The organism is Microbispora amethystogenes (assembly GCF_016863015.1).
In the GTDB taxonomy this organism is placed as follows: domain Bacteria; phylum Actinomycetota; class Actinomycetes; order Streptosporangiales; family Streptosporangiaceae; genus Microbispora; species Microbispora amethystogenes.
This window is the reverse complement of sequence record NZ_BOOB01000068.1, coordinates 17,151-42,204: the sequence shown is the minus strand read 5'-3', so window position 1 is coordinate 42,204 and position 25,054 is coordinate 17,151. Positions and strand designations below refer to the sequence as shown.

25 protein-coding genes are annotated in these 25,054 nt (G+C 71.5%); 14 read left to right on the top strand and 11 right to left on the bottom strand.

All coding sequences use genetic code 11. From position 1 onward, the window contains the following. Positions 1 to 189 precede the first annotated feature (189 nt). On the top strand, positions 190 to 1,311 hold the full coding sequence (locus tag Mam01_RS34615; RefSeq protein ID WP_204289456.1) for a trypsin-like serine peptidase: 1,122 nt from the start codon (positions 190 to 192) through the stop codon (positions 1,309 to 1,311). A 184-nt stretch (positions 1,312 to 1,495) separates the two neighbouring features. After that, entirely contained in the window at positions 1,496 to 2,599 is a 1,104-nt protein-coding gene (locus Mam01_RS34610) for a trypsin-like serine peptidase (RefSeq protein WP_204289455.1), read from the top strand. A gap of 85 nt (positions 2,600 to 2,684) precedes the next feature. Here Mam01_RS34610 and Mam01_RS34605 read toward each other — a convergent pair whose 3' ends face one another. Together Mam01_RS34605 and Mam01_RS34600 are read right to left on the bottom strand one after the other, a co-directional pair. Continuing rightward, the gene (locus Mam01_RS34605; protein ID WP_486348222.1) at positions 2,685 to 3,842 is read right to left on the bottom strand and encodes an NsdA family TPR-like regulatory protein; all 1,158 of its coding nucleotides are present in this window, start codon (positions 3,840 to 3,842) and stop codon (positions 2,685 to 2,687) included. 160 nt (positions 3,843 to 4,002) lie between these two features. Beyond that, positions 4,003 to 5,166 carry an NAD(P)-dependent malic enzyme gene (locus Mam01_RS34600; protein WP_239101841.1) on the bottom strand — a complete coding sequence of 388 codons (1,164 nt, stop codon included), beginning with the start codon at positions 5,164 to 5,166 and terminating at the stop codon, positions 4,003 to 4,005. Between the two features lie 292 nt (positions 5,167 to 5,458). Here Mam01_RS34600 and Mam01_RS34595 point away from each other — a divergent pair, with 292 nt between their 5' ends. Next, positions 5,459 to 5,986 (top strand): CGNR zinc finger domain-containing protein, encoded by a 528-nt coding sequence (locus tag Mam01_RS34595; RefSeq protein WP_239101840.1) that lies wholly within the window; start codon positions 5,459 to 5,461, stop codon positions 5,984 to 5,986. 30 nt (positions 5,987 to 6,016) lie between these two features. On the opposite strand, the gene Mam01_RS34590 is transcribed toward Mam01_RS34595, so the two are convergent. Beyond that, positions 6,017 to 6,331: a S24 family peptidase gene (locus Mam01_RS34590; protein WP_225312170.1), complete on the bottom strand. Its 315-nt coding sequence runs from the start codon at positions 6,329 to 6,331 to the stop codon at positions 6,017 to 6,019. A gap of 84 nt (positions 6,332 to 6,415) precedes the next feature. On the opposite strand from Mam01_RS34590, the gene sodN reads away from it, so the two are divergent. The 3 genes from sodN (at position 6,416) to Mam01_RS34575 (ending at position 8,314) form a co-directional block, all read left to right on the top strand. Next, the gene (gene sodN / locus Mam01_RS34585; protein ID WP_111700802.1) at positions 6,416 to 6,817 is read left to right on the top strand and encodes a superoxide dismutase, Ni; all 402 of its coding nucleotides are present in this window, start codon (positions 6,416 to 6,418) and stop codon (positions 6,815 to 6,817) included. Between the two features lie 271 nt (positions 6,818 to 7,088). Continuing rightward, positions 7,089 to 7,514: an ATP-binding protein gene (locus Mam01_RS34580; protein WP_150940075.1), complete on the top strand. Its 426-nt coding sequence runs from the start codon at positions 7,089 to 7,091 to the stop codon at positions 7,512 to 7,514. A gap of 17 nt (positions 7,515 to 7,531) precedes the next feature. Then, a complete protein-coding gene (locus Mam01_RS34575) occupies positions 7,532 to 8,314 on the top strand; it encodes an RNA polymerase sigma factor SigF (RefSeq protein ID WP_204289453.1) in 783 nt (260 codons plus the stop codon). Between the two features lie 99 nt (positions 8,315 to 8,413). Here Mam01_RS34575 and Mam01_RS34570 read toward each other — a convergent pair whose 3' ends face one another. Further along, positions 8,414 to 8,812, bottom strand: a complete 399-nt coding sequence (locus Mam01_RS34570) for a hypothetical protein (RefSeq protein WP_239101839.1) — start codon at positions 8,810 to 8,812, stop codon at positions 8,414 to 8,416. A gap of 88 nt (positions 8,813 to 8,900) precedes the next feature. Here Mam01_RS34570 and Mam01_RS34565 point away from each other — a divergent pair, with 88 nt between their 5' ends. Next, a complete protein-coding gene (locus Mam01_RS34565) occupies positions 8,901 to 9,893 on the top strand; it encodes a diacylglycerol/lipid kinase family protein (protein ID WP_150940079.1) in 993 nt (330 codons plus the stop codon). A gap of 288 nt (positions 9,894 to 10,181) precedes the next feature. Further along, positions 10,182 to 10,436, top strand: coding sequence for a WhiB family transcriptional regulator (locus tag Mam01_RS34560; protein ID WP_111700805.1), 255 nt, complete (start codon positions 10,182 to 10,184; stop codon positions 10,434 to 10,436). A 306-nt stretch (positions 10,437 to 10,742) separates the two neighbouring features. On the opposite strand, the gene Mam01_RS34555 is transcribed toward Mam01_RS34560, so the two are convergent. Next, positions 10,743 to 12,206 carry a sensor histidine kinase gene (locus Mam01_RS34555; protein WP_150940081.1) on the bottom strand — a complete coding sequence of 488 codons (1,464 nt, stop codon included), beginning with the start codon at positions 12,204 to 12,206 and terminating at the stop codon, positions 10,743 to 10,745. Between the two features lie 108 nt (positions 12,207 to 12,314). Here Mam01_RS34555 and Mam01_RS34550 point away from each other — a divergent pair, with 108 nt between their 5' ends. From Mam01_RS34550 to Mam01_RS34530, 5 genes are all read left to right on the top strand, one after another. Further along, positions 12,315 to 13,472, top strand: coding sequence for an 8-amino-7-oxononanoate synthase (locus Mam01_RS34550; protein ID WP_239101838.1), 1,158 nt, complete (start codon positions 12,315 to 12,317; stop codon positions 13,470 to 13,472). Then, on the top strand, positions 13,469 to 14,197 hold the full coding sequence (locus tag Mam01_RS34545; RefSeq protein ID WP_150940085.1) for a GntR family transcriptional regulator: 729 nt from the start codon (positions 13,469 to 13,471) through the stop codon (positions 14,195 to 14,197). The genes Mam01_RS34550 and Mam01_RS34545 overlap by 4 nt, the downstream gene beginning before the upstream one ends. A gap of 2 nt (positions 14,198 to 14,199) precedes the next feature. Further along, positions 14,200 to 14,922, top strand: coding sequence for a dethiobiotin synthase (gene bioD / locus Mam01_RS34540; protein WP_150940088.1), 723 nt, complete (start codon positions 14,200 to 14,202; stop codon positions 14,920 to 14,922). A gap of 34 nt (positions 14,923 to 14,956) precedes the next feature. After that, positions 14,957 to 15,955 (top strand): biotin synthase BioB, encoded by a 999-nt coding sequence (gene bioB, locus Mam01_RS34535; RefSeq protein WP_150940090.1) that lies wholly within the window; start codon positions 14,957 to 14,959, stop codon positions 15,953 to 15,955. Between the two features lie 117 nt (positions 15,956 to 16,072). Further along, complete coding sequence (locus Mam01_RS34530) at positions 16,073 to 17,719, top strand: acetolactate synthase (RefSeq protein WP_204289451.1); 1,647 nt, start codon at positions 16,073 to 16,075, stop codon at positions 17,717 to 17,719. Positions 17,720 to 17,792: 73 nt separating this feature from the next. Here the strand turns inward: Mam01_RS34530 and Mam01_RS34525 are convergent, their stop codons facing one another. Beyond that, complete coding sequence (locus tag Mam01_RS34525; RefSeq protein WP_204289450.1) at positions 17,793 to 19,511, bottom strand: serine/threonine protein kinase; 1,719 nt, start codon at positions 19,509 to 19,511, stop codon at positions 17,793 to 17,795. A 142-nt stretch (positions 19,512 to 19,653) separates the two neighbouring features. Then, the gene (bsaP, locus tag Mam01_RS37890) at positions 19,654 to 19,836 is read right to left on the bottom strand and encodes a biotin synthase auxiliary protein BsaP (RefSeq protein ID WP_444980308.1); all 183 of its coding nucleotides are present in this window, start codon (positions 19,834 to 19,836) and stop codon (positions 19,654 to 19,656) included. A gap of 172 nt (positions 19,837 to 20,008) precedes the next feature. Between bsaP and Mam01_RS34520 the strand changes: the two genes are divergently transcribed. Beyond that, positions 20,009 to 20,386 carry a thioesterase family protein gene (locus tag Mam01_RS34520; protein WP_204289449.1) on the top strand — a complete coding sequence of 126 codons (378 nt, stop codon included), beginning with the start codon at positions 20,009 to 20,011 and terminating at the stop codon, positions 20,384 to 20,386. Positions 20,387 to 20,427: 41 nt separating this feature from the next. Here the strand turns inward: Mam01_RS34520 and Mam01_RS34515 are convergent, their stop codons facing one another. From Mam01_RS34515 to Mam01_RS34500, 4 genes are all read right to left on the bottom strand, one after another. Continuing rightward, on the bottom strand, positions 20,428 to 20,640 hold the full coding sequence (locus tag Mam01_RS34515) for a biotin/lipoyl-binding carrier protein (RefSeq protein WP_150940101.1): 213 nt from the start codon (positions 20,638 to 20,640) through the stop codon (positions 20,428 to 20,430). A gap of 31 nt (positions 20,641 to 20,671) precedes the next feature. After that, on the bottom strand, positions 20,672 to 22,006 hold the full coding sequence (locus Mam01_RS34510; RefSeq protein WP_204289448.1) for an acetyl-CoA carboxylase biotin carboxylase subunit: 1,335 nt from the start codon (positions 22,004 to 22,006) through the stop codon (positions 20,672 to 20,674). 134 nt (positions 22,007 to 22,140) lie between these two features. Then, on the bottom strand, positions 22,141 to 23,424 hold the full coding sequence (locus Mam01_RS34505) for an HD-GYP domain-containing protein (RefSeq protein ID WP_204289447.1): 1,284 nt from the start codon (positions 23,422 to 23,424) through the stop codon (positions 22,141 to 22,143). Beyond that, the gene (locus Mam01_RS34500; protein ID WP_204289446.1) at positions 23,421 to 24,779 is read right to left on the bottom strand and encodes an HD-GYP domain-containing protein; all 1,359 of its coding nucleotides are present in this window, start codon (positions 24,777 to 24,779) and stop codon (positions 23,421 to 23,423) included. The genes Mam01_RS34505 and Mam01_RS34500 overlap by 4 nt, the downstream gene beginning before the upstream one ends. Positions 24,780 to 25,054 lie beyond the last annotated feature (275 nt).

Below are 25,054 nucleotides of genomic sequence, written 5' to 3'. Positions count from 1 at the left end.
TCGATCGCCTGAGTGCTCACGCGCTCTGACCGATCCGCTTGACACGCAGGTTGACCCACAGGGCCCGGCTTCGGCCGGGCCCTGTTCTTTTTTCGCGGTTGTTTCCGACGTGAGGCCTGTGCGCTGTATGTTCCTTCGCATCGCGTCGACGTGTACCGCGCGGGAGACGTTCCACGGCAAGGAGATCGGGTGAAGCGCATCCTCGCCCCGCTGTCAGGGGCGGTGGCGACGTCCGCGTTGTTCGCCATGCTCGGTGTGGTCGTTCCCGCGCCCGCGCGGGCCTACGACATCACGGTGACGAGCCCGCTGGTCCCCCAGGCGGGGGTCTCCTCCACGCTCGCCTACTGGCTCGGGAACGGCGCGCGTGCGCTCGCCGGCGCGACGCCCTATCTCCTGCCGGTGACGATCGCCGCCACCCCCGTCCCGCGCGGCGACGCGGAGCCCGGCGGCGACCGGGGCGTCGTGCCCGCCGTCGCGGGGGCCAGGCGGGTGCCCGGCGCCTCACGGAACGTCAACCTGCCGAGGACCGCGGGCAGGGTGTTCTTCGTCGGCGCTGACCACCGCCCGCACTGGTGTGCGGGCACTTCGGTCCAGGCCGACCACCGCAACCTCGTCGCGACCGCCGGCCACTGCGTGTACGAGCCCGGGCGGCGGCCCTCCGGGGTGCCCCGGACCTACCGCAACTGGGTCTTCGTGCCCGGTTTCTCCGGGGCCACGGCGCCTCTCGGCGTCTATCCCGGGAAGCAGGCCTTCGCTCACCAGGACTTCACCCGCTACGGCGACCTCGACCGCGACTACGCCTTCGTCAGCGTCCACGACGGCGTGCTGCCCCGGCGGGTCGCGCTTTCCGGCGCCGCGCGGTACGCCGTCTTCACCGGCCCGAAGTACCGCACCCGGAAGGGCTACACCGGCGTGCTGCTGACCCGGGCGGGCCGCCTCGGCGACAAGGTGGGAGAGCAGGGCCTGGCCTACAACCTCCCGGTCCGCGGATCTCTCGCCGTCTTCGGCTATCCCGTCGATCACGCCGCCGGCACGGCGCCCACCGGTCTGCACCGGTCGTACGGAAGACCGTTTCGCGTCTGGGATCTGACCCAAAAGGCGGACGAACTGGTGGCCGTACACGCGCCCTTCGTTTCCGCGGGGGGATCGCCGTGGCTGGCCGCGTATCGGGGCGGGCGGGGGCTTGGCTACCTCAACGGCCTGACGATCGGCACGTCCGGCCAGTCCATCGCCCTCTCGCCCTACTTCGACGGCGAGTTGTTCCATGTGTACGACGCCGCCCGGCACGAGCGCGTCACTTCTCCCGCCTGAGAGTACTTCGACCCGTGACCCGCCGCGAAACATACCGGACACAAAAAGGCCCTTAATTCCGGACACGTCTTCTTATCTACGACTTATGACAACAAGCTCTTGTGCTGTAAGTTCCTTGACATCCCTTTACTGACGCATGGGGCGTAAGTGACGTCCCACGTACAGCGCGAGGAGCGACCCCCCTATGAAGAAGCACGTGCTTCTCCCGATCGGCGCGATCGTCGCCGCGGGACTTGCGGCGACGGCCCTGACCGGTCCGGCCCAGGCCGGAAAGGTCCTCAGCAGCGACAAGCTCGCCAGTCCGGCCGGCGTCGGCGACGTCATCAAGTTCTGGCTCGACGGCAACGGCTACAAGCTCAAGTCGGCCGACCCGTACGGCATGGAGCACAACCGGGTTCCCAAGCACGTCTCCAAGGGAGCCCCCGCCGCCGACGGCAAGCCGGGCATCGTGCCGGCGATCGGCGACGAGAAGATGACCGCCGCGAAGTCCAAGAACGTCAACCTGCCGAAGACCGTCGGCCGGGTCTTCTTCAGCATCGGCAGCGGCCTCTACTCCTGCTCCGCCTCGTCGGTGCAGTCCGCGTACCACAACCTCGTCGCCACGGCGGGCCACTGTGTCTACGACATCGAGACCAACCACGACGTCGTGGACAACTGGATCTTCATCCCGGGCTACTACGACGGCAAGGCCCCCTGGGGCGTGTACGTCGGCAAGCAGGCGTTCACGCACTACGACTTCGACGTGTACGAGGACGCCGACCGCGACTACGCGTTCGTCACCGTCTACAACGGCATCGGGTACGACCTCCAGAAGAAGTTCGTCGACCGGGGCCCGCTGGGCAACAACGTCGGCGGCCAGGGCCTGGCCTACAACCAGAAGGTCGGCGCGCCGGTCTTCGTGTTCGGCTACCCCTCGGCGCCGCAGGGCGACGGCGACTACGTGTGGACCGGCCAGACGCTCAAGTGGTGCTACGGCAAGCCGTACTTCCCGGTCAAGGAGCCCTCGGTCAAGGCCGAGGAGCAGGTGGGCCTCAAGTGCTCGATGACCGGCGGCTCGTCCGGCGGCCCCTGGATCCTCAAGTACAGCAGCGCCCGTCGTCTCGGCTACATCAACGGTGTGACCAGCCTCGGCGGGGACACCGACGGCAACAGCCGTAGCGACATGATCAGCTCCCCGTACTTCGACGGCGAGACCTTCGGCGTCTACAAGGCGGCCTACTCGCTGTGGTCCGGCTCGCTGGTCCGCAAGGACGGCACGATCGGCATCACCGAGGCCAAGTCCGAGTGACGCCCGCCTCCGGTGGGGTCCGGTCCCTCGCGGCCGGCCCCACCGTGGGCACCCGTTCTCCCCGCGTACGGGCAGGGCGGCGGCGTCACACGCCGACCGCCGCCCTGCCCGTGCGCCGGTCACGCTCCAGCAGCGCGGCCACCCGCGGATCCGCGGCGTACGGCGCCAGTCGCCGGCGCAGGTCCGCCACGTAGGTCCGGGTGCGCGCCGACTGGATGCCCTCGGCCGCGTCGAGCGCCGAGGACGCGACCTGGCACGCCTCCTCCAGTTCGCCCTCCTGGATCAGGGCCGAGGCGAGCAGCGCGAGGTTGAACATCCTCCCCCGCACGTACCGCCCGTCCATTACCAGCGACCGCCTGGCCTGCCGTACGGCCTCTCCGCCGTCGCCGAGGTCGCGCAGGCAGTGGGCCGACTTCGCGGCCAGGTAGGCCTCGTCGAAGTAGCCGATCCAGCGGGGCTCGTTCTGCGGAGAGCGCCGGCCGAAGGCGATCTCGGCCTCGTGCAGCGCGTTTCCGCACCCCGCCCGATCCCCCAGCAGCGCGAGGGCGTGCGCCTCCAGCACGCGCGTCTCGGCGAGCAGGGTGCGGACCCCCGAGCGCCGGGCCGCCTCGACCCCCGCCCTGGCCAGCTCCAGCCCGTGCCGGGCGTGCCCGATGTAGACGGCCTGGTGGCTCATCCCGGCCAGGATCTCGCCGCTCAGCGCGTGGTCGCCCGCCCCCCGCGCCAGGCCGAGCGCCTGGATGAGGTAGCGCTGCGCGAGCCCGTGCCGCTCCAGGTCGTAGGCCATCCATCCGGCGAGCCGGGTCAGCTCGGCCGCCGCGGTCGCGAGCGACCGCCCGGTGGCCTCGCCGTACGCGCCCTCGCGCAGCAGCGGCGTCACGGCGGTGTGCAGGTAACGCACGACCGGCCCGCGCACGCTGCCGCCGCCGAACCGGTTGTCGAGTTCCCCGAACGACCGGGTGACCTCCCGGATCGCGGCCACGTCCGAGGCCCCGACCCGGCGCGGCCCGGCCGCGGAGAGCCGCTCCGCGGCCGGCGCCGCCAGCCAGTGAGCGAGTCCCGCCGAACCCGCGCCCAGGGCGAAGGTGGAGTCGAGCAGGAACCTGCGCCGCTCGACGTCGGCTCTCCACAGTGCTGTCACGCTTGCCACACCCTCCTGCCACGAATGGGGGAACCGCTGTCCCACGCCGAGGCCGCCGAGCCGTCGGGCCAGGCACCTGATGCGGTCGAGGTCACGTCGCATCGCTCTTCCAACCGGGGACAGGCAACAGCCGATGAGGTTACGGAGAGCTTTCTTTATAGCACCTACAGTGACGAGGTAAAGGAATTCTCAAGGGCTCGCGACGGAAAAAGGGCCGGGCGCCGCACGGCGCCCGGCCCCTCCGCCCGGTCAGGGGGCGGGATCACTTACGCGCGACGCCGTCCTCGCGGGCCTGCCGCGCGACGGCGGCGATCACCGCGGGGGCGACCCGGGCGTCGAACGGCGAGGGGATCACGTAGCTTTCCGACAGGTCGTCCCCGACCACGGCCGCGAGCGCCTCGGCCGCCGCCACCTTCATGTTCTCCGTGATGGTCCTGGCGCGGACGTCGAGAGCGCCCCGGAAGACCCCTGGGAAGGCCAGCACGTTGTTGATCTGGTTGGGGTGGTCGGACCGGCCGGTGGCGACCACGCGGGCGTACCGGGCCGCCACCGAGGGCTCGACCTCGGGTGTGGGGTTGGACAGCGCGAACACGATCGAGTCCCGCGCCATCCCGGCGACGGCCCGCTCGGAGATGGTGGAGCCGGAGAGCCCGACGAACACGTCGGCCCCGGCGAGGGCCCCCTCGGTGGAGCCGGTCAGGCCCGCCTTGTTGGTGTCCCTGGCCAGCGCCCGCTTGACCTGGTTCAGGTCGTCGCGGCCGGGGTGGATGATCCCCTTGGAGTCGGCGACCGCGATGTCGCCGATCCCGGCGTTCAGCAGGATCCGCGAGACGGCGACGCCGGAGGCGCCCGCGCCGGCGACGACGGCGCGCAGGTCGCCGAGCGACCGCCCGGTGAGGCGGGCCGCGTTGCGCAGCGCGGCGAGGACCACGATCGCGGTGCCGTGCTGGTCGTCGTGGAAGACGGGGATGTCGAGAAGCGCCCGCAGGCGGTCCTCCACCTCGAAGCAGCGGGGGGCGCTGATGTCCTCGAGGTTGACGCCGCCGAACGAGGGCGCGAGCCGGACCACGGTCTCGACGATCGCGTCCACGTCCGTGCAGTCGATGCAGACGGGCACCGCGTCGACGCCCGCGAACTGCTTGAAGAGCAGGGCCTTGCCCTCCATCACGGGCATCGCGGCGGCGGGCCCGATGTCGCCGAGCCCCAGCACCGCGGTGCCGTCGGAGACCACGGCCACGACGTTGGAGACCCAGGTGTAGTCGTTGACCAGGTCGGGGTTGTCGGCGATGGCGGTGCAGACGCGGGCGACGCCCGGGGTGTACGCGAGCGACAGGTCTGCGGCGTCGCGGACCGGGACGGTGGAGCGGACCTCCAGCTTGCCGCCGCGGTGCAGCGCGAAAGCGGGATCCAGATCGAGAGAAGTCAAGGAATCAGGCGTAACGGTCACAGCGACCCCAGTGTCGAAAGGACGAGTTCCTTCGGTAGACGCCGTCAAGAGAACGAGAGCCCAGGCTTCGGTAGCCGCCGGAGGCCGTCGTCGTTGACGGTCGTCTCTTGAGGGGGTACGGGGGTCACCCGTCTCCCGATTGTGCCACACGAACCACCGCCCGCCCCTCCCCCGGCGACCCCAGATCGTTGCCCCTATTGGTGTTCCCCCAGGCCACGAGGCGTGTAATACTCGGCTTTGCCAGTGATCTCTTACGTACATGGGCGCCCCAGTGGACTTGACGTCTTACGCCGAGCTGGCCGTTCAGCTGGTCAACATGGGCGACGAGCTCAGAAACCCCTTCTCCCTTCGGTCGCTGCTGGAGGAGACGGGCCGTACGGAGGCGGCCTCCCGCCTCACCCGGCGTGACGTCGACGCGCTATGGGAGCTCCGCGAGGAACTCGCGGGGGTGTTCGAGGCCGCGGCGGGCGGAGACGACGTCGACGTCGTCGACCGGCTCAACGGCCTGCTGGTCCGGCATCCCGTGCATCCGCAGATCTCCGGCCACGACGGCCAGCCCTGGCACCTGCACCTGACCGAGGGCGGCCGGGTCGCCGACGCCCTGTCGGTCGGGTCGGTCATGGGCCTCGCCAGCGTGGTGACCCGCCTCGGCGTGGACCGGCTCGGCCTCTGCCAGGCGTCGCCGTGCCGCAACGCCTACATCGACACCTCCTCCAACCGGTCGCGCCGCTACTGCTCGGAGCGGTGCGCCAGCCGGGCCAACGTGGCGGCGTACCGGGCCCGCAAGCGCGGCGCCTGACCCGGCGGGCCCGGCCACGGGCCCGCCGGGTCAGGCGGGCGGCGCGGGGAAGCGCAGCGCGGGCCGGGGCCAGTAGCGCAGCACGACCCTGCCCAGGACGTCGCCTTCGGGCACCGCGCCGAAGTCCCAGCTGTCGCGGCGCCCGGGGGCCGACTGGTTGTCGCTCTCCAGCCACCAGCCGTCGCCGGTGAGCCGGAAGGCCCGCTTGACGATCAGGCCGTGCGGCCGCCTGGCGACCACCACGTCGCCGGGCCGCACGGCGGCGCCGAGCCGTACCAGCAGCCAGTCTCCGGGCCGCAGCGCGGGCCGCATCGAGTCTCCGGAGACACATACGGCGGTGAGCACATCCCCCTCCGCGTGGCGTTTTCGAGACGAGTAAGGTCGGTTCTGGAACGGTGCTGTCATCAGCATTCCTAAGGAAGGATTCCGATGCTCGCACGACTGCTGCGACCCCGGCACGAGGCGTCCGCTCACTGCGACCTGCCGTGCGGGGTCTACGACCCGGCGCAGGCCCGTATCGAGGCCGAGTCGGTGAAGGCGATCATTAAGAAGTACGCCGACAACGACGACCCGGTCTTCCGGACCCGCGCGCTGCTCATCAAGGAACAGCGGGCCGAGCTGGTCAAGCATCACCTCTGGGTGCTGTGGACCGACTACTTCAAGCCGCCGCACCTTGAGCAGTACCCCCAGCTCCACCAGCTCTTCTGGGACGCCACGAAGCTCGCGGGCGCGGCCGGTGCCAAGGGCACCGTCGACCCCGGGCTGGCCGACGACCTCCTGGCGAAGATCGAGGAGATCTCCAAGATCTTCTGGGAGACCAAGGCCGCCTGAGCCGGGTGCGACCCGGCCCCGCACGGCCATGCCGCGCGGGGCCGGGTCGCCCGGAAAGCGGCCCCGGAAAGCATCCCAGAGCACGTGACAAGGGCATGTACGTCAGGCGCGACGAAACCCCATAGAGGCTTCGTATTCGGTACTACGGAATTTACGAGGAGTTACCTCCAAGGAACGCCATAATCGGCGCGTCTGGCCGGGGCAGCACCGTCCAAGTGGCGGTAAGTTGCAGTCAGCGGCAGTGAGCCGGCTCGAAGGGGCGAGGAGGAACGTGACCGAGGAAACCGAGACGCCTGCGGTGGATCTGACCGGGATTCGCGACGCTGTGAGTGTCCGGCTGCCCGCCGTGAGCGCCTATCTGTCCGTGCTGCGCACGGCCACCGCCGGGCTCGCCGCACGGCTCGACTTCACCCTCGACCAGATCGAGGACCTGCGCATCGCGGTGGACGAGGCCTGCGCCATGCTGCTGCGGCACGCCGTACCCGGAACGGACCTTCTCGCGGAGTTCGAACTCACCGGCCCGGAGATGACGGTGCGCGTCGAGGTGAACACCCTCGGCGTCAGCTCGCCCAACCGGGAGGACTTCGCCTGGATGGTGCTGACCGCGCTGGCGGACGACGTGGACGCCATCTCCGACCACGCCGACCATCTGGCGATCATGCTGCGTAAGCGCCGGAGCGCGGCGGGGCCGTCGTGACGGAAAGGACGAGTGCGATGGCCTCCGGCGACTCGGCGGCGGTGCCGGACCGCGTACGCGCGCGCACGCTCTTCGCCGAGCTCTCGGAGCTGCCGCCGGAGGACCCGAGGCGCCAGCGGATCCGCGACGAGCTGGTCGAGCTCCACCTGCCACTCGTGGAGTACCTCGCCCGCCGGTTCCGCAACAGGGGCGAGTGGCTCGACGACCTGACGCAGGTCGCCACGATCGGTCTCATCAAGTCGATCGACCGCTTCGACCTCGGCCGCGGCGTGGAGTTCTCCACGTACGCCACCCCGACCATCGTCGGGGAGATCAAGCGGCACTTCCGCGACAAGGGCTGGGCGGTCCGCGTGCCGCGCCGGCTGCAGGAGCTCAAGCTCTCGCTCACCAAGGCGATAAGCGAGCTGTCGCAGCGGGAGAGCCGGGCGCCCACGGTCGCCGAGCTCGCCGTCCACCTGGGGATGAGCGAGGAGGAGGTCCTGGAGGGCCTGGAGTCGGCCAACGCCTACTCCACCGTGTCGCTCGACGCGCCCGACTCGGGCGACGACGACGCTCCCGCCGTCTCCGACTCGCTCGGCATCGTGGACGAGTCGCTGGAGGGCGTGGAGTACCGCGAGTCGCTCAAGCCACTGCTGGAGCGCCTGCCGCCGCGGGAGAAGAGAATCCTGCTGCTGCGCTTCTTCGGCAACATGACGCAGTCCCAGATCGCCACCGAGCTGGGCATCTCGCAGATGCACGTGTCCCGGCTGCTCGCCCGGACCCTGGCCCAGCTCCGCGAGGGCCTGACCGCCGAGGACTGAGATCCGGACCGGCGAGCCGGACAGGAACGACTGAGACGCCGCACTCCCCCCGGCGGCGCTCGGTCAGCCGACCGGATCAGCAGGGCCGGCCCTGCCGGATCAGGAGGCGTCCTCGCCCATCAGCGCGCGGGTCGACGCCGGAGCGAGTAACGCGACCAGGGCAGTGACGGCGGCGACGACGAGCGGCACGCCGAAGCCGTACTGCGCCGACTGGATCAGCGTGATCGCGACGGGCAGCGCGAAGATCTGGGTGACGACCGCCGGTCCCCTGCTCCAGCGGAGCACGTGCCACAGGCCCCAGGCGACCCAGATCAGGCCGGCCCCGCCGAGCACGCCGAACCCGGCCACCGCGATGCCGGTCACCAGGTCGGTGGGCTTGCCGACCAAAGTCTCGACGCCGACATAGCCGCCCATCACAACGGCGAGCAGGCCCTCGGCGGCCAGGACGGCGGCGGCCACCGTGAGCGTCGCGGGGCGGCCGACGGAGCTGCTGATCACAACGCCCAACCCTACCCGTACGGGTGGCCGGCCTCCCGGGAGAGGCGTCACCCGGCGGGAGCGGTAAACGGTTCGTTAACCTTCAGGCATGCGGGCTCTCCTCCTCGTGAATCCCAAGGCCACCTCGACGCACCGGCGCACGCGGGACGTGCTGATCCGGGCGCTCGGCGCCGCCGTGGACCTGTCGGTCGAGGAGACCGCCTACCGGGGCCACGCGACCACGCTCGCCGCGACGGCGCGGGCCAAGGGGTTCGACGCGGTGGCGGTGCTCGGCGGCGACGGAACGATCAACGAGACCGTCAACGGGCTGCTCCAGGCGCATCCGGGCGGGCGCGCGAGCGAACGGCCGGCCCTCATCGTCATCCCCGGCGGCAGCGCGAACGTCTTCGCCCGCGCCCTCGGGCTGCCCAACAACCCGGTCGAGGCGACCGGAGCCGTCCTGGAGGCGCTGCGCGAGGACCGGCGCCGCGTCATCGGACTCGGACAGGCGATTTGGCACGATGAGGTTTCGGGCCCCGATCCGGGGGCAGGAGCGGGCCCTGACCATCAAAGGTCCCGATATTTCACATTTTGTGCAGGGCTGGGATACGACGCGGAGGTCGTCCGGGCCGTGGAGGGTCTGCGGAGCGCGGGATACCGCGCACTGCCCGCCCTCTACGTGAGCACGGCGGTGCGTCACTTCTTCGTGACCGACCGGCGGCGTCCGGCGATCCGGCTGGCGCGTCCCGGCCTGCCCACAGAGGATGGGATTTTCCAGGCGATCGTGTCGAACACGGCGCCCTGGACGTACGCCGGCACTCGTCCGATCAACCCGACACCGTGGGCCGGCTTCGAGACGGGACTCGATCTACTCGGGCTCCGCAGGCTGAATCTGCCCGCCATGCTCTCGTTGGTCCGCCAGATCATCGGAGAGCACCGGGGATTGCCGCGCGGTAAACACCTCGTTCAGACGCATGACGAAGAGGAGTTCACCCTCCTCGCCTCCCGGCCGGTGGCCTTCCAGCTCGACGGCGACTACCTGGGAGAACACGAGTGGGTGATCTTTCGCGCTATCCCGGACGCGTTACAAGTCCTCGTCTAAGCTGTTACATGTAGTCATAGTGTGACGCATCCGACAGCCACGGCGGGCAAAACCTTGTCCCAAACCTCTTGTGTGGTGTTGGTACGGCTGAAAAGCTGAATCACGACGTCGGAACGTAGGACCTTTACGGAGACCACAGCCTCTGTAAGGGCCCCCGGCGATCGCGTGGACGCGCCCCGGCCCCTAACCCTGGAACCGGGTAAACGTCCGCCCTAGTTAGTGAAAGAGTTCACAAAGTTGACGGCCAGCGGAGCCACGACGGCTCCATCTGACGAAGGAGTGGAACGCATGGACTGGCGCCACCGCGCTGCCTGCCGTGACGTGGACCCCGAACTGTTCTTCCCGATCGGGAACACCGGTCCCGCGCTCATGCAGATCGACGAAGCCAAGCAGGTGTGCCGGCGATGCACGGTCGCCGACTCCTGCCTGAAGTGGGCCCTGGAGTCCGGCCAGGACGCCGGCGTCTGGGGCGGACTGAGCGAGGACGAGCGTCGCGCACTCAAGCGCCGCACCGCTCGTGCCCGCGCCCGCGCCGCCGTCTGATCACAGGTCTGACCCCGGCGGTCCGGCCGCCGTACGCGACCGTCCTCGGTGAATGCCTTCGCGGCGTTCACCGGACGGCGGCGCACGCTCGTCAGCACGCTCGTCGCGCTCATCACGTCGGTCGCGCCATGTGAGTCGCATGGTGAGTGGCGTCATGGTTGTTCGCGTCATGGTGGCTCGCACCGGTCGATCGACCGTGCCGATCACTCTGCTGATCGCACTGTGCCGATCGCGTTCTGCCGGTCATCGCGTCCACTATGGCATCCCCCACACCGCCGCGCTGAGGCGGGGTGCCCCTCACGCGTGTCAGGCGGGCTGCACCGGGATGCTGATCCGCACCTCGGTCCCCCCGCCGTCCCTCCCGGCCACGCCCAGGCGGCCCGACAGTTCGCCGACGACCAGCGTGCGGACGATCTGGAGCCCTAGGCTCCCGGTCGCCTCCAGGTCGAAGTCCGCGGGCAGGCCCTTGCCGTCGTCGGCCACCACCACCTCGAGCCGGTCGGCGTCCCGCCTGACGACGACCTGCACGTTGCCCGAGGAATGCGCGAAGCCGTGCTCGACCGCGTTCTGGAGCAGCTCCGTCAGCACCATCGCGATCGGGGTCGCGACCGCCGCGGGAAGCACGCCGAAGCCGCCCGTCCGCTTGATCGCCACCTGCGCGACAGCCACCTCCGCCGTCATCGCGATGACCCGGTCGGCGATGTCGTCGAACTCGACCATCTCCTCCGGCATCTGCGCGAGGATCTCGTGGACGATCGCGATCGACCCGACCCGGCGCACCGCCTCGTTCAGGGCCTCCTGCCCCTCGGGATTGTTCAGGCGGCGCGCCTGGAGCCGCAGCAACGCCGCCACGGTCTGCAGGTTGTTCTTGACCCGATGATGGATCTCCCGGATCGTCGCGTCCTTGGTCAGCAGTTCGCGCTCGCGCCGCCGCAGCTCGGTCACGTCGCGGATCAGCACCAGCGCGCCGATGCGGCCGCCCCCGACGATCAGCGGGATCGCCCGTAGCTGCACGACCGTGCCGCCGTTCTCCACCTCGGTCTCCCGGGGCGCCCGCCCGCTGGCGACGAGCATCAGATCCTCGTTGATCGGCTCGTCCGAGTAGCACAGGTCGGCGGTCGTCTTCCCGAGGTCCGCGCCCACGAGGTCGGCGTGCAGGCCGAGGCGGCGGTACGCCGACAGGGCGTTCGGCGAGGCGTAGGTGACCCGGCCGGCCTTGTCCAGCCGCAGCAGGCCGTCGCCCACGCGGGGCGACCTGACCAGGATCGGCTCCTCCTCCGCGAACGGGAACCTGCCCTCCGCCACCATCTGCGCGAGGTCGGAGGCGCTCTGCAGGTACGTCAGCTCCAGCCGGGAGGGGGTGCGCGCCGACGACAGGTTCGTGGACCGCTGGATCACCCCGATGATCGAGCCCTCCCTGCCCCGCCGTACGGGGATGGTCTCCTCACGCACCGGCACGCCGCTCGACCAGTCGGGGTCGCCCTCCCGGCAGATGCGGCGCTCGGCCCAGGCCACGTCGATCAGCGGCCGCTCTCCCGCGGCCACGGACATCCCGACCACGTCGTCGTGGTAGACCGTGGGACCGGTCGTGGGACGCATCTGGGCCACCGCCAGCCACCTCGTGCCGCCCTGGTCGGGAACCCAGAGGATCAGGTCGGCGAACGACAGGTCGGCGAGCAGCTGCCAGTCGGAGACCAGGGAGTGAATCCAGTCGAGGTCGGCGGATTCGAGTGCGGTGTGACGCGACACGAGGTCGCTGAGAGTCGGCACGTGTGCATGATGCGCCGCCTGCCGGGCCGAAAGCGAATCGACCTTCGTCACCTGGCAGGATGCACCTCATGACAGGGCGGATATGACGGGGCCGATATGACAGGGCCGATGGACAGGCTGCGCGCGGCGGCGGCGCGGCGGGAGGAGGCGGGCCTGCGGCGGGACCTGCGCCCGCGCACGCCCGACCACGACGGGCTGCTCGACCTCGCCTCCAACGACTACCTCGGCCTCTCGCGGGACGAGCGGATCGTCGAGGCGGCCGTCCGCGCCACCCGCGAATGGGGGGCGGGCTCCACCGGGTCGCGCCTGGTGACCGGGTCGACCCGGCTGCACGCGGAGCTGGAGGACCGGCTCGCCGCCTTCGCGGGAGCGTCCGGCGCCCTGGTGTTCTCGTCGGGATACCTCGCCAACCTCGCCGCCGTCGCCGCCCTCGGCCGTGACGGCTTGATCGTCTCCGACGCCGGCAACCACGCCTCGATCGTGGACGCCTGCCGGCTGTCGCGGTCGCGGGTCGTGGTCACGCCGCACGGGGACACCGAGGCGGTGGCCAAGGTCCTGGCCGAACGGCACGAGGAGCACGCCCTCGTCGTCACCGACGCCGTGTTCTCCGTCGACGGAGACGTCGCGCCGCTGCGCGCCCTGCACGAGGCCGCCGTACGGCACGGCGCGCTGCTCGTGGTGGACGAGGCCCACGCGCTCGGCGTCGTCGGCGACCACGGCAGGGGCGCGGCGCACGCGGCCGGGCTGGCCGGCCGGCCGGACGTCGTGCGGACCGTCACGTTGTCGAAGTCGCTGGGCTCGCAGGGGGGCGCGGTCCTGGGCGCCCCCGAGGTGATCGGCACGCTCGTCGACACGGGCCGGTCGTTCATCTTCGACACCGGCCTCGCCCCCGGGTGCGCGGGGGCCGCCCTGGCCGCCCTCGACCTGCTGGAGGCGTCTCCCGGCCTGCCCGCCCGCGCCCGCGAGAGGGCACGCGAGCTGGCCGCGCTGGCCCGCGGGCTCGGCCTGGAGACGGCCGACCCCGCCGCCGCCGTGGTGCCGGTGGTGCTCGGCCCGCCCCGGCTCGCGCTCGCGGCGGCGGCACTGTGTGCGGATCACGGGGTGCGCGTGGGATGCTTCCGCCCACCGTCGGTGCCCCAGGGCCGCGCGTGTCTGCGGTTGACCGCACGTGCCGATCTGCGGTCCGATGATCTCGTGGTGGTCCGGGGTGCGCTCACCGCTGTGGCCGAGTTGACGAAAGGGCCGAGTCGAGGGTGGGACAGGTGACGGAGCGCAGCGAGGACTCTCCTCGCGTGCCTAAGTACTACGACGTGAAGCGGAGTCTCCTGGAACTCACCAAGAGCCTGCCCGCGGGCAGCGCGCTCCCGCCCGAGCGCGCCCTGGCCGTACGCTTCGAGACCTCGCGGACGACGGTCCGGCAGGCGCTGTCGGAGCTGGTGGTCGAGGGCAGGCTGCTGCGCATCCAGGGCAAGGGCACGTTCGTCGCGCAGCCCAAGGTCGCGCAGGTGCTCCAGCTCACCTCTTATACGGGCGACCTGCGCACGGTCGGGCTGGAGCCGGACACCAAGATCCTCGATATCAGCTACGTCACGGCCGACGAGACGCTCGGCCGGCGGCTGGCCGTCAATCCCGGCAGCCGGGTGCTGCGCATCCACCGTCTCCGCCTGGCCAACGGCGAGCCGATGTCGATCGACACCACGCACCTGTCCGCCCGCCGCTTCCCCCGGCTGCGGCGGGAGCTGGAGGTGCACTCCTCGCTGTACGAGACGCTGCACAACGCCTACAACGTGCGGCTGACCGACGCGGAGGAGGTCATAGAGACCGTGCTCGCCACGCCGTACGACGCGCAGGTGCTCGGAGTGGACGTCGGCCTGCCGATGCTGCTGCTGACCCGGCACGCCTTCGACGCCGACGGCAACCCGGTCGAGTACGCCCAGTCGCTCTACCGCGGCGACCGCTACAAGTTCGTCACCCGCCTCCGCCGGCCCTGATTATGAGTGTTCTGGTGGTGACCGGGACGGACACCGGGGTGGGGAAGACGGTGGTGACGGCCGCGCTCGCGGCGCTGGCGGTGGCGCGGGGCGCGACGGCCGCCGTCGTGAAGCCGGCGCAGACGGGGGTCGCGGCCGGGGAGGCCGGGGACCTCGACGAGGTGATCCGCCTGTCGGGGGTGACCTCGACCTTCGAGATGGCGCGCTATCCCGATCCCCTCTCCCCCGCGGCGGCGGCCCGCGTCTCCGGCCTGCCGCCGCTGTCGCTCGCGGCCGCCGCGGCCCGGATCGGGGAGCTGGCCGAGTCGCACCGGCTGGTGCTCGTCGAGGGCGCCGGGGGGCTGCTCGTCCGGTACGACGAGGAGGGCGGCACGCTCGCGGACCTCGCCCGGCGCCTGCACGCCTCGGTGCTCGTGGTGGCCCGCGCCGGGCTGGGCACCCTCAACCACACGGCGCTGACGCTCGAGGCGATGGCGGGCCGGGGGCTCGACCTCGCGGGTGTGGTGATCGGCTCCTGGCCCGCCGCCCCGGGCCTGGCGGACCGCTCGAACGTCGCCGATCTGGAGATGCTCGCCGCCCGCCCGTTGTCGGGCGCGTTGCCCGAGGGCGCGGGGTCGCTCGGCCCTGAGGCGTTCGCCCGTGTGGCGCGGGCGTGCCTGGCTCCCGCGTTCGGCGGCATGTTCGACCCGGCCGCGTTCCGCTCGACCTTTATGCTGCCCCTGTGACAGCAGTGCCCCACCTGACCGACGGGAGTGCCGCGTGAAGACCGACATCCTGGAGATCGCCCGCGTCCAGGTTCTCGACGAGGGCCGCGGGCTCGACGCGGCGCAGGCGCTGGAGTGCCTGACGCTCCCCGACGACCGCCTGCCGGACCTGCTCGCCCTGGCGCACGAGGTGCGGATGAAGTGGTGCGGCCCCGAGGTCGAGGTGGAGGGGATCGTCTCGCTCAAGACCGGAGGATGCCCGGAGGACTGCCACTTCTGCTCGCAGTCCGGGCAGTTCTCCTCTCCGGTCCGCGCGGCCTGGCTCGACATCCCCTCCCTCGTCAAGGCGGCCGTCGAGACGGCGGCGACCGGGGCGACCGAGTTCTGCATCGTGGCCGCCGTACGCGGCCCGGACCGGCGGCTGATGGACCAGGTCCGCGAGGGCGTCCGGGCGATCCGTGAGGCGGTCGAGATCAACGTCGCCTGCTCGCTCGGCATGCTCACCCAGGCGCAGGTGGACGAGCTGGCCGAGATGGGGGTGCACCGCTACAACCACAACCTGGAGACCGCCCGGTCGCACTTCCCCCGCGTCGTCACCACCCACACCTGGGAGGAGCGCTGGGAGACCTGCCTCATGGTCCGGGAGGCGGGCATGGAGCTGTGCTGCGGCGGCATCGTCGGCATGGGAGAGACGCCGGAGCAGCGGGCCGAGTTCGCCGCCCAGCTCGGTGAGCTCGCGCCGGACGAGGTGCCGCTCAACTTCCTCAACCCCCGGCCGGGCACGCCGTTCGCCGATCACCCGCTGGTCGACGGCGCCGAGGCGCTGAAGACGATCGCCACGTTCCGCCTCGCCCTGCCGCGCACCATCCTGCGGTACGCCGGAGGCCGTGAGCTGACCCTCGGCGACCTCGGCACGAGGGAGGGCATGCTGGGCGGAATCAACGCCGTCATCGTCGGCAACTACCTCACCACCCTGGGCCGGGCGCCCGAACGTGACCTGGAGCTGCTCGCCGATCTCAAGATGCCCATCAAGGCGCTCTCCCAGACGCTCTGATCGGGCTTATCCCGGGCCGCAACGGGCATCAGCGGAGGTGACCGACGTTCTCCCGTGGCTGGAGGGCATTGGCCGTCCTTCTGTTCGCAAAAGAGACCGACTGGTAGGTTTCACTCTATGGAGTCCCCCAAACACGCAGGCGACATCGCCGTCGCCGTCTCCCAGGCCTACGGCGTGGACACGATGTTCACGCTCTCCGGCGGGCACGTCTTCCCCCTGTACGACGGGGCCGTCCATCAGAACATGCGCATCCTCGACGTGCGCCACGAGCAGAGCGCGGTGTTCGCGGCCGAGGCGACGGCCCGGCTGACCCGGAAGCCCGGCCTCGCGGTGCTCACCGCGGGCCCCGGCGTCACCAACGGCGTCTCGGGGGTGGCGACCGCCCACTTCAACGGCTCCCCGGTCGTCGTCCTCGGCGGGCGCGCCCCGCGCTCGCGCTGGGGCTCCGGGGCGCTGCAGGAGATGGACCATCCCCCGCTGTTCGAGACCGTCACCAAGCTCGCCTTCACCGGCTCGGGCGCGGACTCCATCGGGCAGGACGTGGAGATGGCCTTCCGGACCGCGCTCGCCCCGCACCGCGGCCCGGTGTTCCTGGACGTCCACATGGACGACCTGTTCGCTCCGTCGGCCGAGTACGACTCGGAGACGCTGACCCCGTCGCCGCTGGAGCCCGACCCCGAGGCGCTCGCCGGCATCGCCCGGCTGATCGCCGAGGCCGAGCGTCCGCTGCTCGTGCTGGGCTCGGACGTGTGGATGGACCGCGCGGAGGAGGCGGCGCGGGACTTCGCCGAGGAGTGGCGGCTGCCGGTCGTGCCCAACGGCCAGGGGCGGGGCATCCTGCCCGCCGGGCACGAGCTGCTCGTCACCCGTGCCCGCGGCCTCGCGTTCAGCCAGGCCGACCTGGTCATCGTCGTCGGCACCCCGCTCGACTTCCGCCTCGCGTACGGCTGGTTCGGCGGCAAGGAGGGCGCGCCGCTGGCCCGGGTCGTGCACATCGTCGACGCGCCCTCCCAGCTCGCGACCCACACCGGCCTGTCTGGCTCGGCGTCGGGCGACCTGTCCCTCCTCTTCTGGGGTCTCGGCGCCGCGTGCGGCACCGCCGGGGTGAACCCCAAGGCGTACGCGCCCTGGGTGACCCGGCTGGGCGAGACGGCGGCGGCGGCGATCGCCGACGACACGCCGCTGCTGGAGTCGGACGCCGACCCGATCCACCCCATGCGCATCTACGGCGAGCTGAACAAGGTGCTCGCCGACGACGCGGTGGTGATCGGCGACGGCGGCGACTTCGTCTCCTACGCCGGCAAGTACGTCGAGCCGCGCCGCCCGGGCAGCTGGCTCGACCCCGGGCCGTACGGCTGCCTCGGCACCGGGCTCGGCTACTCCATCGCGGCCCGGCTGGCCCGGCCGTCGTCACAGGTCGTGCTGCTGCTCGGCGACGGCGCCGCGGGCTTCTCGCTGATGGACGTCGACACGCTGGTCAGGCACCGGCTGCCGGTCGTCATGATCTGCGGCAACAACGGCATGTGGGGGCTGGAGAAGCACCCCATGCAGATGCTGTACGGCTACGACGTGGCGGCCGAGCTCCAGCCGCAGTGCCGCTACGACCAGGTCGTCACCGCGCTCGGCGGCGGCGGGGAACTGGTCACGTCGCCGGACGAGATCGGCCCGGCGCTGCGCCGCGCCTTCGACTCGGGCGTGCCGTACATGGTGAACATCGCGACCGACCCGGCCGTCGCCTACCCGCGCACCACCTCCGGCGTCTGACGAGGGCGTCCGGCGGGGCGCTCTGACGGGCACGAAAGACCCCGCCCGCCACACGGCGGGCGGGGCGTGACCGTCAGGGGGCGGGTGTACGGGCCGGGGACGCGCTCGGCGTGGCGCTGGGCGAGGCGGACGGACAGGGCTTCAGCTCCACGACGAACTTGACCACCGAGCCCTCGGGCTTCCTCGTCCCGGCGGCCGGGCTCTGGCTGACGACGAGACCCCGGCACTTGCCCTCACCCGTCGTGGTGCCGGCGGGCTTGAGGCCCATCTTGTTGATCCGCGCCAGCGCGACGCTCTCGGTGACCTTCACGACGGACGGGACCTCGACGAGATCCTCGGACGGGCTCGGCGAGGGAGAGTGCGTGGGAGAGGCGGACGGGCTCGGCGACGGAGTGGGCGTCGGGGTCGGCGTCGGCCTGGACGAACTGGGCACCACCTGCGGCACGGACACCGCCGGCGTGGGCGTCCTGCGGGGACGCCGGGGGGAGCGGGACGGCGACGGGCTGGGCGTGGGGGTCTCCACGATGAGGGGCCCCGTGTTCGAGGGTTCTGGCGCGCCGGACCCGGCCGAGGCCATGTTGATCCCCGCGACGGCCAGAGCCCCGACGACGGCCACTCCCGCCACTCCGGCCGCGAGCGGCAGCCCACGACCCCTCCGGGACCGCTGGGCGGCGTCTCTCGCCGCCGCGCGCCGCGACGTCCGGGTGCCCTGCTGCGGCGTCGCGACGGTCGCCGGCGGCACGGCCGGGGCGTCGTCCCACGACTCGCGGGTGACGCGGTAGGTGTGGCCGGTGGAGGGGCCTGGCTCGGGCCCGCCCGGGTAGGGGCCGGTCTGGGCCATCGGCGGCGAACTGGGGACGGCCATCGCCCGGGAGACCGCACCGGTCATGCCGGCGCCGGGAATCACAGCACCGGTGCCGTGTATCTCGGCACCGTGTATTCCAGCACCGTGTATTCCGGCACCGGGCTGCACCGCCTGCCGGGCCGCCTGGCTCATCGTGGCGGCCGACGGCCAGCGGAGCGCCGGATCCTTGGACATGGCCCGCTCGACGACGGCCCGCACCGCGGGCGGCACGTCCGGCGGCAGCGGCGGCGGCTCCTCGCGGATGTGCTTGAGCGCGATCGTCACCGGCGAGTCGCCGTCGAAGGGGCGCTGCCCGGCCAGGCACTCGTACGCCACCACGCCGAGGGCGTAGATGTCGACGGCGGGCGTGACCGGAGCCCCCTCGGCCTGCTCGGGGGCGCAGTAGGCCGCGGTGCCGAGCACCATGCCCGCGTCGGTGAGGCGGCTGCCCGAGTCGGCGCGGGCGATGCCGAAGTCGGTGAGCACCAGCGCGCCGTCCGGGCGGACGAGCAGGTTGCCGGGCTTGATGTCCCGGTGCACGATCCCCCGCTCGTGCACGGCCTGCAGCGCGGAGGCGGCCTGCGCGATGAGTTCCATTGCGGGCTCGGGACCGATGCGGCCGATCCGGGTCAGCAGGCGGTCGAGCGGCTCGCCGTCCACGAACCGCATCACGAGGTACGCCGTGGAGCCGTCGCCGGGAACGTCGGTCACGCCGTAGTCGTAGACGTCGACGACGCCGGGGTGGTTGACGGTCGCCATCGCCCGCGCCTCGCCCTGGAAGCGCACGGCGAACCCGGGGTCGTCGAGGCGGCCGGGGAGCAGCACCTTGACCGCGACCGTACGCGCGAGGACAGTGTCCTCACCACGCCACACTTCGCCCATGCCCCCGGCACCGAGCCGGGCGTCCAACCGGTAGCGCCCGGCCAGGGTCATCCCTTGGGCCACCATTTGCGCCCCGTACCCCCTAAGTCACTCGACCCCCGAAGGTGTCCAACAAAGCAGGCTCGCGTCGCGGGAAGATAACGACAGGATCACGGAACCCCGTTAGGCGAGGGCTCCGGGCTCGGGGGCCGGATGTCGAGCTTACCTGTTATCCGCCCCTGACACCGTGCACCGAGCACCGGGCCGACCAGTTCCTGGGCGTCACCTGGACGACCAGTCGCCGGCCGCACTGCGGGCAGTAGCGCGGTGGCTCCATCTCCCTCGCGGCCGGACAGGCCGCGTGATCACCGTCCTCGGCCGGACGGCCGCAGTGATCGCAGAAGGGGTCCACAGTGCATCACCCTAGCCGGTGGCCGCCTGCTCTTCCCCCTCCTTGAGACACCACTGCTCAAGACATCACTGTCCGAGGCGCCGCTCCTTGGGACGCCTCTCCCTAAGACGTATCCGCGCCGCGAAAAGTTGCGACCGGTTCCGATCGGAGGGCGACCCAATAGGCTGACGGCATGAGTCTCGCTCCGGGTCTGCGCGCCGAGGTCCGCATCGTGGTCGAGCACGAGGACACGGCCATCCGGGTCGGCAGCGGCGACGTCCCGGTGCTGGGCACGCCCCGACTGCTCGCGCTCGCCGAGGGCGCCACGGTCGAGGCCGTCCAGCGGCACCTGGAGCCCGGGCAGACCTCGGTGGGGACCAGGGTGCTGATCGAGCACCGCCTGCCCAGCCCCGTCGGCGCGCACGTCGAGATCGTCGCCGAACTCACGGAGGTGGACGGCAGGCGGCTCGTCTTCTCCGTCAGCGCCGCCGACGAGGCAGGCGCCCTGGTGGCCACCGGCACGATCGAGCGGGTCGTCGTCGACCGCGAGCGCTTCCTCGCCCGCCTCTGAGCCCGTCTCCGAACCGCCCCGATCACAACCAGTCGATCAGCTCACTCGACGACGGCGATGAGGTCGCCTTCCTGGACGACGTCGCCCTCCTTGACCTGGATCTTGGTGACGGTCCCCGGGTCCTCGCTGAGGACCGGGATCTCCATCTTCATCGACTCCAGGATCACCAGCGTGTCGCCCTCGTCGACGACGTCGCCCTCACTCACGACGATCTTCCAGACGTTCGCCACCATCTCGGCGTGTACCTCGGCCACCCGGACACTCCCCTCAACACGATTCAGCAGATCAGGATTTTCTCATCCGGGAGACCAGACCGGTGTCGTAGTCCCCGCTCACGAACTCGGGATGATCGAGCAGTTCGGCGCAGAAGGGCAGGTTGTGCTTGGGACCCTCGACACGGAACGCCCCGACGGCCTCCCGCCCCCGCTCCAGCGCCTCCTCGCGGGTGGCGCCGGTGACGCAGAGCTTGGCCATCAGGGGGTCGTAGAACGGCGTGACCGTGTTGCCCGCCGTGTAGCCCGAGTCGACCCGCACCCCCTCGCCCTCCGGCTCCTCCCACACACCGATCTTGCCAGGGCCGGGCAGGAAGCGGCGGGGGTCCTCGGCGTAGACGCGGAACTCGATCGCGTGGCCGCTGCTCCGCGGCTCGACGGAGTAGACCTCCCCGGCGGCGATCCGGATCTGGTGCTCCACCAGGTCGAGACCGGTGACCAGCTCGGTGACGGGGTGCTCCACCTGGAGGCGGGTGTTCATCTCCAGGAAGACGAAGTCCTGGGCGTCGGCGTCCACGAGGCACTCGACCGTGCCCGCGCCGCGGTAGGCCACCGCCTCCCCCGCCCGTACGGCCGCGGCGAGCATCCGCTCACGCAGCTCCGGGGTGACGCCGGGGGACGGGCTCTCCTCCACGACCTTCTGGTGCCGCCGCTGGACCGAGCAGTCCCGCTCGCCCAGTGCGACCACCCTGCCGTCGGCGAGGCCGAGGATCTGCACCTCGACGTGCCTGGCCCGCTCGACGTACCGCTCCAGCAGGATGGCCGGCTCGCCGCCGAACCGGGCGGCCGCCCGGCATGCCTGCTCGAAGGCCTTCGCCAGCGAGTCGTCGTCGCGGGCGACGCCCATGCCGATCCCGCCACCCCCGCCGGACGCCTTGACCATGACGGGATAGCCGATCTCCTTGGCGGCCCGCTCGGCCTGCGCGAGGTCGGACACCGGCTCCCTGGTCCCGGCGGCGACCGGGACGCCCGCCGCCTCCATCAGGTTCCGGGCGTTGATCTTGTCGCCCATCCGCTCGACGGCCTCGGGGTCCGGGCCGATCCAGACGAGCCCGGCGTCGATCACCGCACGGGCGAACGCGGCGTTCTCCGCGAGGAACCCGTAACCGGGATGAACCGCCCGCGCTCCCGTCGTACGGGCGGCCTGGAGGACCTTGTCGATGTCGAGATAGCTCTGGGCCGGGTTCGCCGGGCCGAGGAGCACGGCGTCGTCCGCCTCGCGGACGAACGGCAGGTCGGTGTCCGCCTCGGAGTGGACCGCGACCGCGCGCAGCCCCATTCCCCGGACCGTACGGATGATCCGCCGGGCGATTTCCCCGCGATTGGCGATCAGAACTGAGTCGAGCACGCAGCCAACTCTAGGCGGATCACCCGCCCGGCTCCCCCCGCCCGTTCCGACTGAACCCGGCGGGCGAATCTGTAGGGTCGCGACAACGATGATGTCATCGGCGTGCCGCCGGCGGTGCCGCAGTGTTACGTCTGCTACAACCGGGTAACGAGCACGAGCCGGTCGACGACGCGCGCCAAGGCCTCCACCACACCGGGGTCGTAGGCCGATCCACCGTCGAGGCGCAGCCGCTCCAGAGCGGCCGCCGCCCTGTCGCGGTCGGTCGATCCGCCCACGAGGTCGTCGTACGCGTTCGCGGCCCTGATGATCCGGCTGGCCGTCGGGGGCGACTCGCCGAGCGTGTCGCACTGCCGCCGGACGATCTCCGCCACGCCGTGCAGCACGCCGGTCTTCCTGATCACCTCGGCGCCCAGGCCGGCGATCCGCCGGGCCTGGTCGGCGTCGGCCAGCACCGTGGCCCCGCCGGGGATCGGATCACGCAGCGAGAGCTGGCCGATGTCGTGCATGAGCGCGGCGTACTCCAGCTCCAGCAGCTGGGGCTCCGACATGCCGAGTTCCCGTCCGACGGCGACCGACAGCCGGCTGACACGGCGCGAGTGACCCGGCTCCACGTATCCGCCGACCTCGGTGACCCGGCTCAGCGCGCGCACGGTCTGCAGGTAGGTCGCCCGGATGCCGGCGTACTTGCGGAAGGCCACCTGCGTAACGAGCAGCGGCGCGGCGAACGCGGGCAGGGCGGTCATGTCCATGCTGTGCGAGGCGAGCGCGAGCAGGATGCCCGAGGCCGCGACGGCGGCGCCGAGCGGCGCGGCCATCCTGATCTCGTCGCGCACGGCGACGGCGAACGCCGTCCTCACCTGGTTGGCCCGGAGCATGGCCGCGATCACCACGTCGACCACGAGCATGACCGTGACCAGCACGGCCATCACCCCGAGCGCCGGCCACCAGTTGCCCTCGCCGGTGTCCCGGGCGATCGCCTCCAGCGAGCCGGTCAGCGGCCGGTAGGCGAACGCGAGCAGCGACCCGGCGAGCAGCCTGCGGGCCATCGCGTCGAGGCGCGGCGGCCGGCCGACCGCCAGATGTGGCAGCCCGCCGGCGATCATGCCGACCGACATCACCGCCACGACCTCCAGGGCCGAGTGGCCCGCGGGCCGCCCGCCGACGTCGAGCAGCAGGGCGTAGCCGAGGGAGGCAGCGGTGGAGATCGGCGCCACCTCGCGGTTGCCCGGCATGGTGAGCCGGGCCAGCTCTCCGGCCGCGATGAGCGCGCCGAACCCGATGGCGACCCGCGCGTCGGTCAGCCCGTGCGCCGCGGTGTGGGCGATCCCCGCCACGGTCAGCATCCCGGCCGCGCAGATCAGCAGGAGCTGACCCGAGTCGAGCCCCAGTTGCGCGGTGGCAGGCCTGCGTGCCCTCACCGCTCCGACACCACCTGGATCGGGGTCGTCGGGTCGTCGTGGTCCTTGGCCGTGGTCTCCACGGCGGCGGCGTCGTCCGGCGGGACGGGCGCCGGCTGGGCCGGCTGCCACCCGTGCCGGTCGAGCGCCCTGACGAACCGGGCCACCATGTCGGGGTCGAACTGCGTCCCCGCGTTCTTGCGCAGCTCGGCCACCGCGACCTCGATCGGCTTGGCCTTCCGGTACGAACGGTCGGAGGTCATGGAGTCGAAGGCGTCGGCCACCGCGATGATCCGGGCGAACTCCGGGATCTCGGGCCCGGCGAGCCCCATCGGGTAGCCCTTGCCGTCGTGCCGTTCGTGATGATGCATGATCCCGGCGAACGCCTCGTCGAGGAAGTCGATGCCCCGCACGATCTCCAGCCCGCGCATCGGGTGCAGCTGGATCGCGGCGTACTCCTCCTCAGTGAGCCGGCCCTCCTTCTGCAGCACCTTGGTCGGCACGCCGAGCTTGCCGACGTCGTGCAGCATCCCGGCGTACCGGATCGCGCGGAGCCGCTCGGTGCCCATGCCGATCTCCTCGGCGATCATGGACGAGGCCGCGGAGACCCGCGTGCAGTGCCCGCGCGTGTAGTAGTCCTTGGTCTCCACCGCCTGGCACAGCGCCGCGATGGTCGCGTCGTACGCGCGCTGCTCGGCGTGGTAGTGCCCGAGCGCCCACCGGGCCACGAACAAGGGCAGCAGCACGAGCACGGCGGAGATCGACTGCACGGTCGACCACAGGGCCGCGATCAGCAGGCCGAAGGTGGCGAAGCCGACGTAGGAGCTGAGGAACTGCACCATCACGCGGAGCGAGACCTGGTCGCGGTGCACCACGGTGGCGAGTCGCAGGATGACCGCCGTGAGCGCGAAGTTCATGGCGACGAAGGCCGCCGTCGCGGCGGCGTACGGCACGAGCACGCCCGGGAAGTCGGCCGGTTCGGGCAGCCCGGGCACCCCGCCCGCGCTCTCGTAGGCCCATCCGGCGGCGTATCCGCACAGTGCGTACTGCGCGCCGTTGAACAGCCGCTTGACCAGCTCCAGGCCGGGGCGGGCGCTCACCACCGCCGCCAGCCCCACCAGGGCGGCCCCCTCCGGGCCGACGAGCACCACGGCGGCCAGGGCGGCGGAGAAGCTCACCGACACGGCGACGTTCGGCACGCTGAGCAGCGTCGGCACCGACTCGCACAGCAGGAACAGCAGTGCGAGGACGAGGAGCGTCGACCAGTCCTCCGGCGTGAGCCCGTGCCGGGCGAGCAGGCCACGCGCGATCACGACGCCGGCGGTCCCGACGAGCGCGGCGAAATAGACCCTGGCGGGCCACGGAAGTTCCCGCATTGGCGGCCACCTCGAATGCGGATCGGACCTGTGGGCCGGCCGTCCGTGACCGGCCCACAGGCAGTGACTACGTCCAGGAGATCCCCGGGGTGCCGGCAGCGAGGCCGACCAGAGCGACCACCGGAGTGAGCAGCGCCAGCGCCACTGTCAGCCTGACGACGGTCTTCCCAAACATTGCGCCGCCTCCACGTCGATTGCGTCCTCAGGCTACAGAAGGGGCGCGGGCCGGTCCGGGATGTCGCGACCATCGCAGCCAAAACGTAACCAAGCAATCA

Excerpts from the sequence above, each read along its gene's own strand:
- Mam01_RS34560 (WP_111700805.1), top strand. The coding sequence starts at position 10,182 with ATGGACTGGCGCCACCGCGCTGCCTGCCGTGACGTGGACCCCGAACTG.
- bioD (WP_150940088.1), top strand. The coding sequence starts at position 14,200 with ATGAGTGTTCTGGTGGTGACCGGGACGGACACCGGGGTGGGGAAGACG.
- Mam01_RS34520 (WP_204289449.1), top strand. The coding sequence starts at position 20,009 with ATGAGTCTCGCTCCGGGTCTGCGCGCCGAGGTCCGCATCGTGGTCGAG.
- Mam01_RS34605 (WP_486348222.1), bottom strand. The coding sequence starts at position 3,842 with ATGCGACGTGACCTCGACCGCATCAGGTGCCTGGCCCGACGGCTCGGC.
- sodN (WP_111700802.1), top strand. The coding sequence starts at position 6,416 with ATGCTCGCACGACTGCTGCGACCCCGGCACGAGGCGTCCGCTCACTGC.
- Mam01_RS34610 (WP_204289455.1), top strand. The coding sequence starts at position 1,496 with ATGAAGAAGCACGTGCTTCTCCCGATCGGCGCGATCGTCGCCGCGGGA.
- Mam01_RS34530 (WP_204289451.1), top strand. The coding sequence starts at position 16,073 with ATGGAGTCCCCCAAACACGCAGGCGACATCGCCGTCGCCGTCTCCCAG.
- Mam01_RS34525 (WP_204289450.1), bottom strand. The coding sequence starts at position 19,511 with ATGGTGGCCCAAGGGATGACCCTGGCCGGGCGCTACCGGTTGGACGCC.
- Mam01_RS34500 (WP_204289446.1), bottom strand. The coding sequence starts at position 24,779 with ATGCGGGAACTTCCGTGGCCCGCCAGGGTCTATTTCGCCGCGCTCGTC.
- Mam01_RS34565 (WP_150940079.1), top strand. The coding sequence starts at position 8,901 with ATGCGGGCTCTCCTCCTCGTGAATCCCAAGGCCACCTCGACGCACCGG.
- Mam01_RS34575 (WP_204289453.1), top strand. The coding sequence starts at position 7,532 with ATGGCCTCCGGCGACTCGGCGGCGGTGCCGGACCGCGTACGCGCGCGC.
- Mam01_RS34550 (WP_239101838.1), top strand. The coding sequence starts at position 12,315 with ATGGACAGGCTGCGCGCGGCGGCGGCGCGGCGGGAGGAGGCGGGCCTG.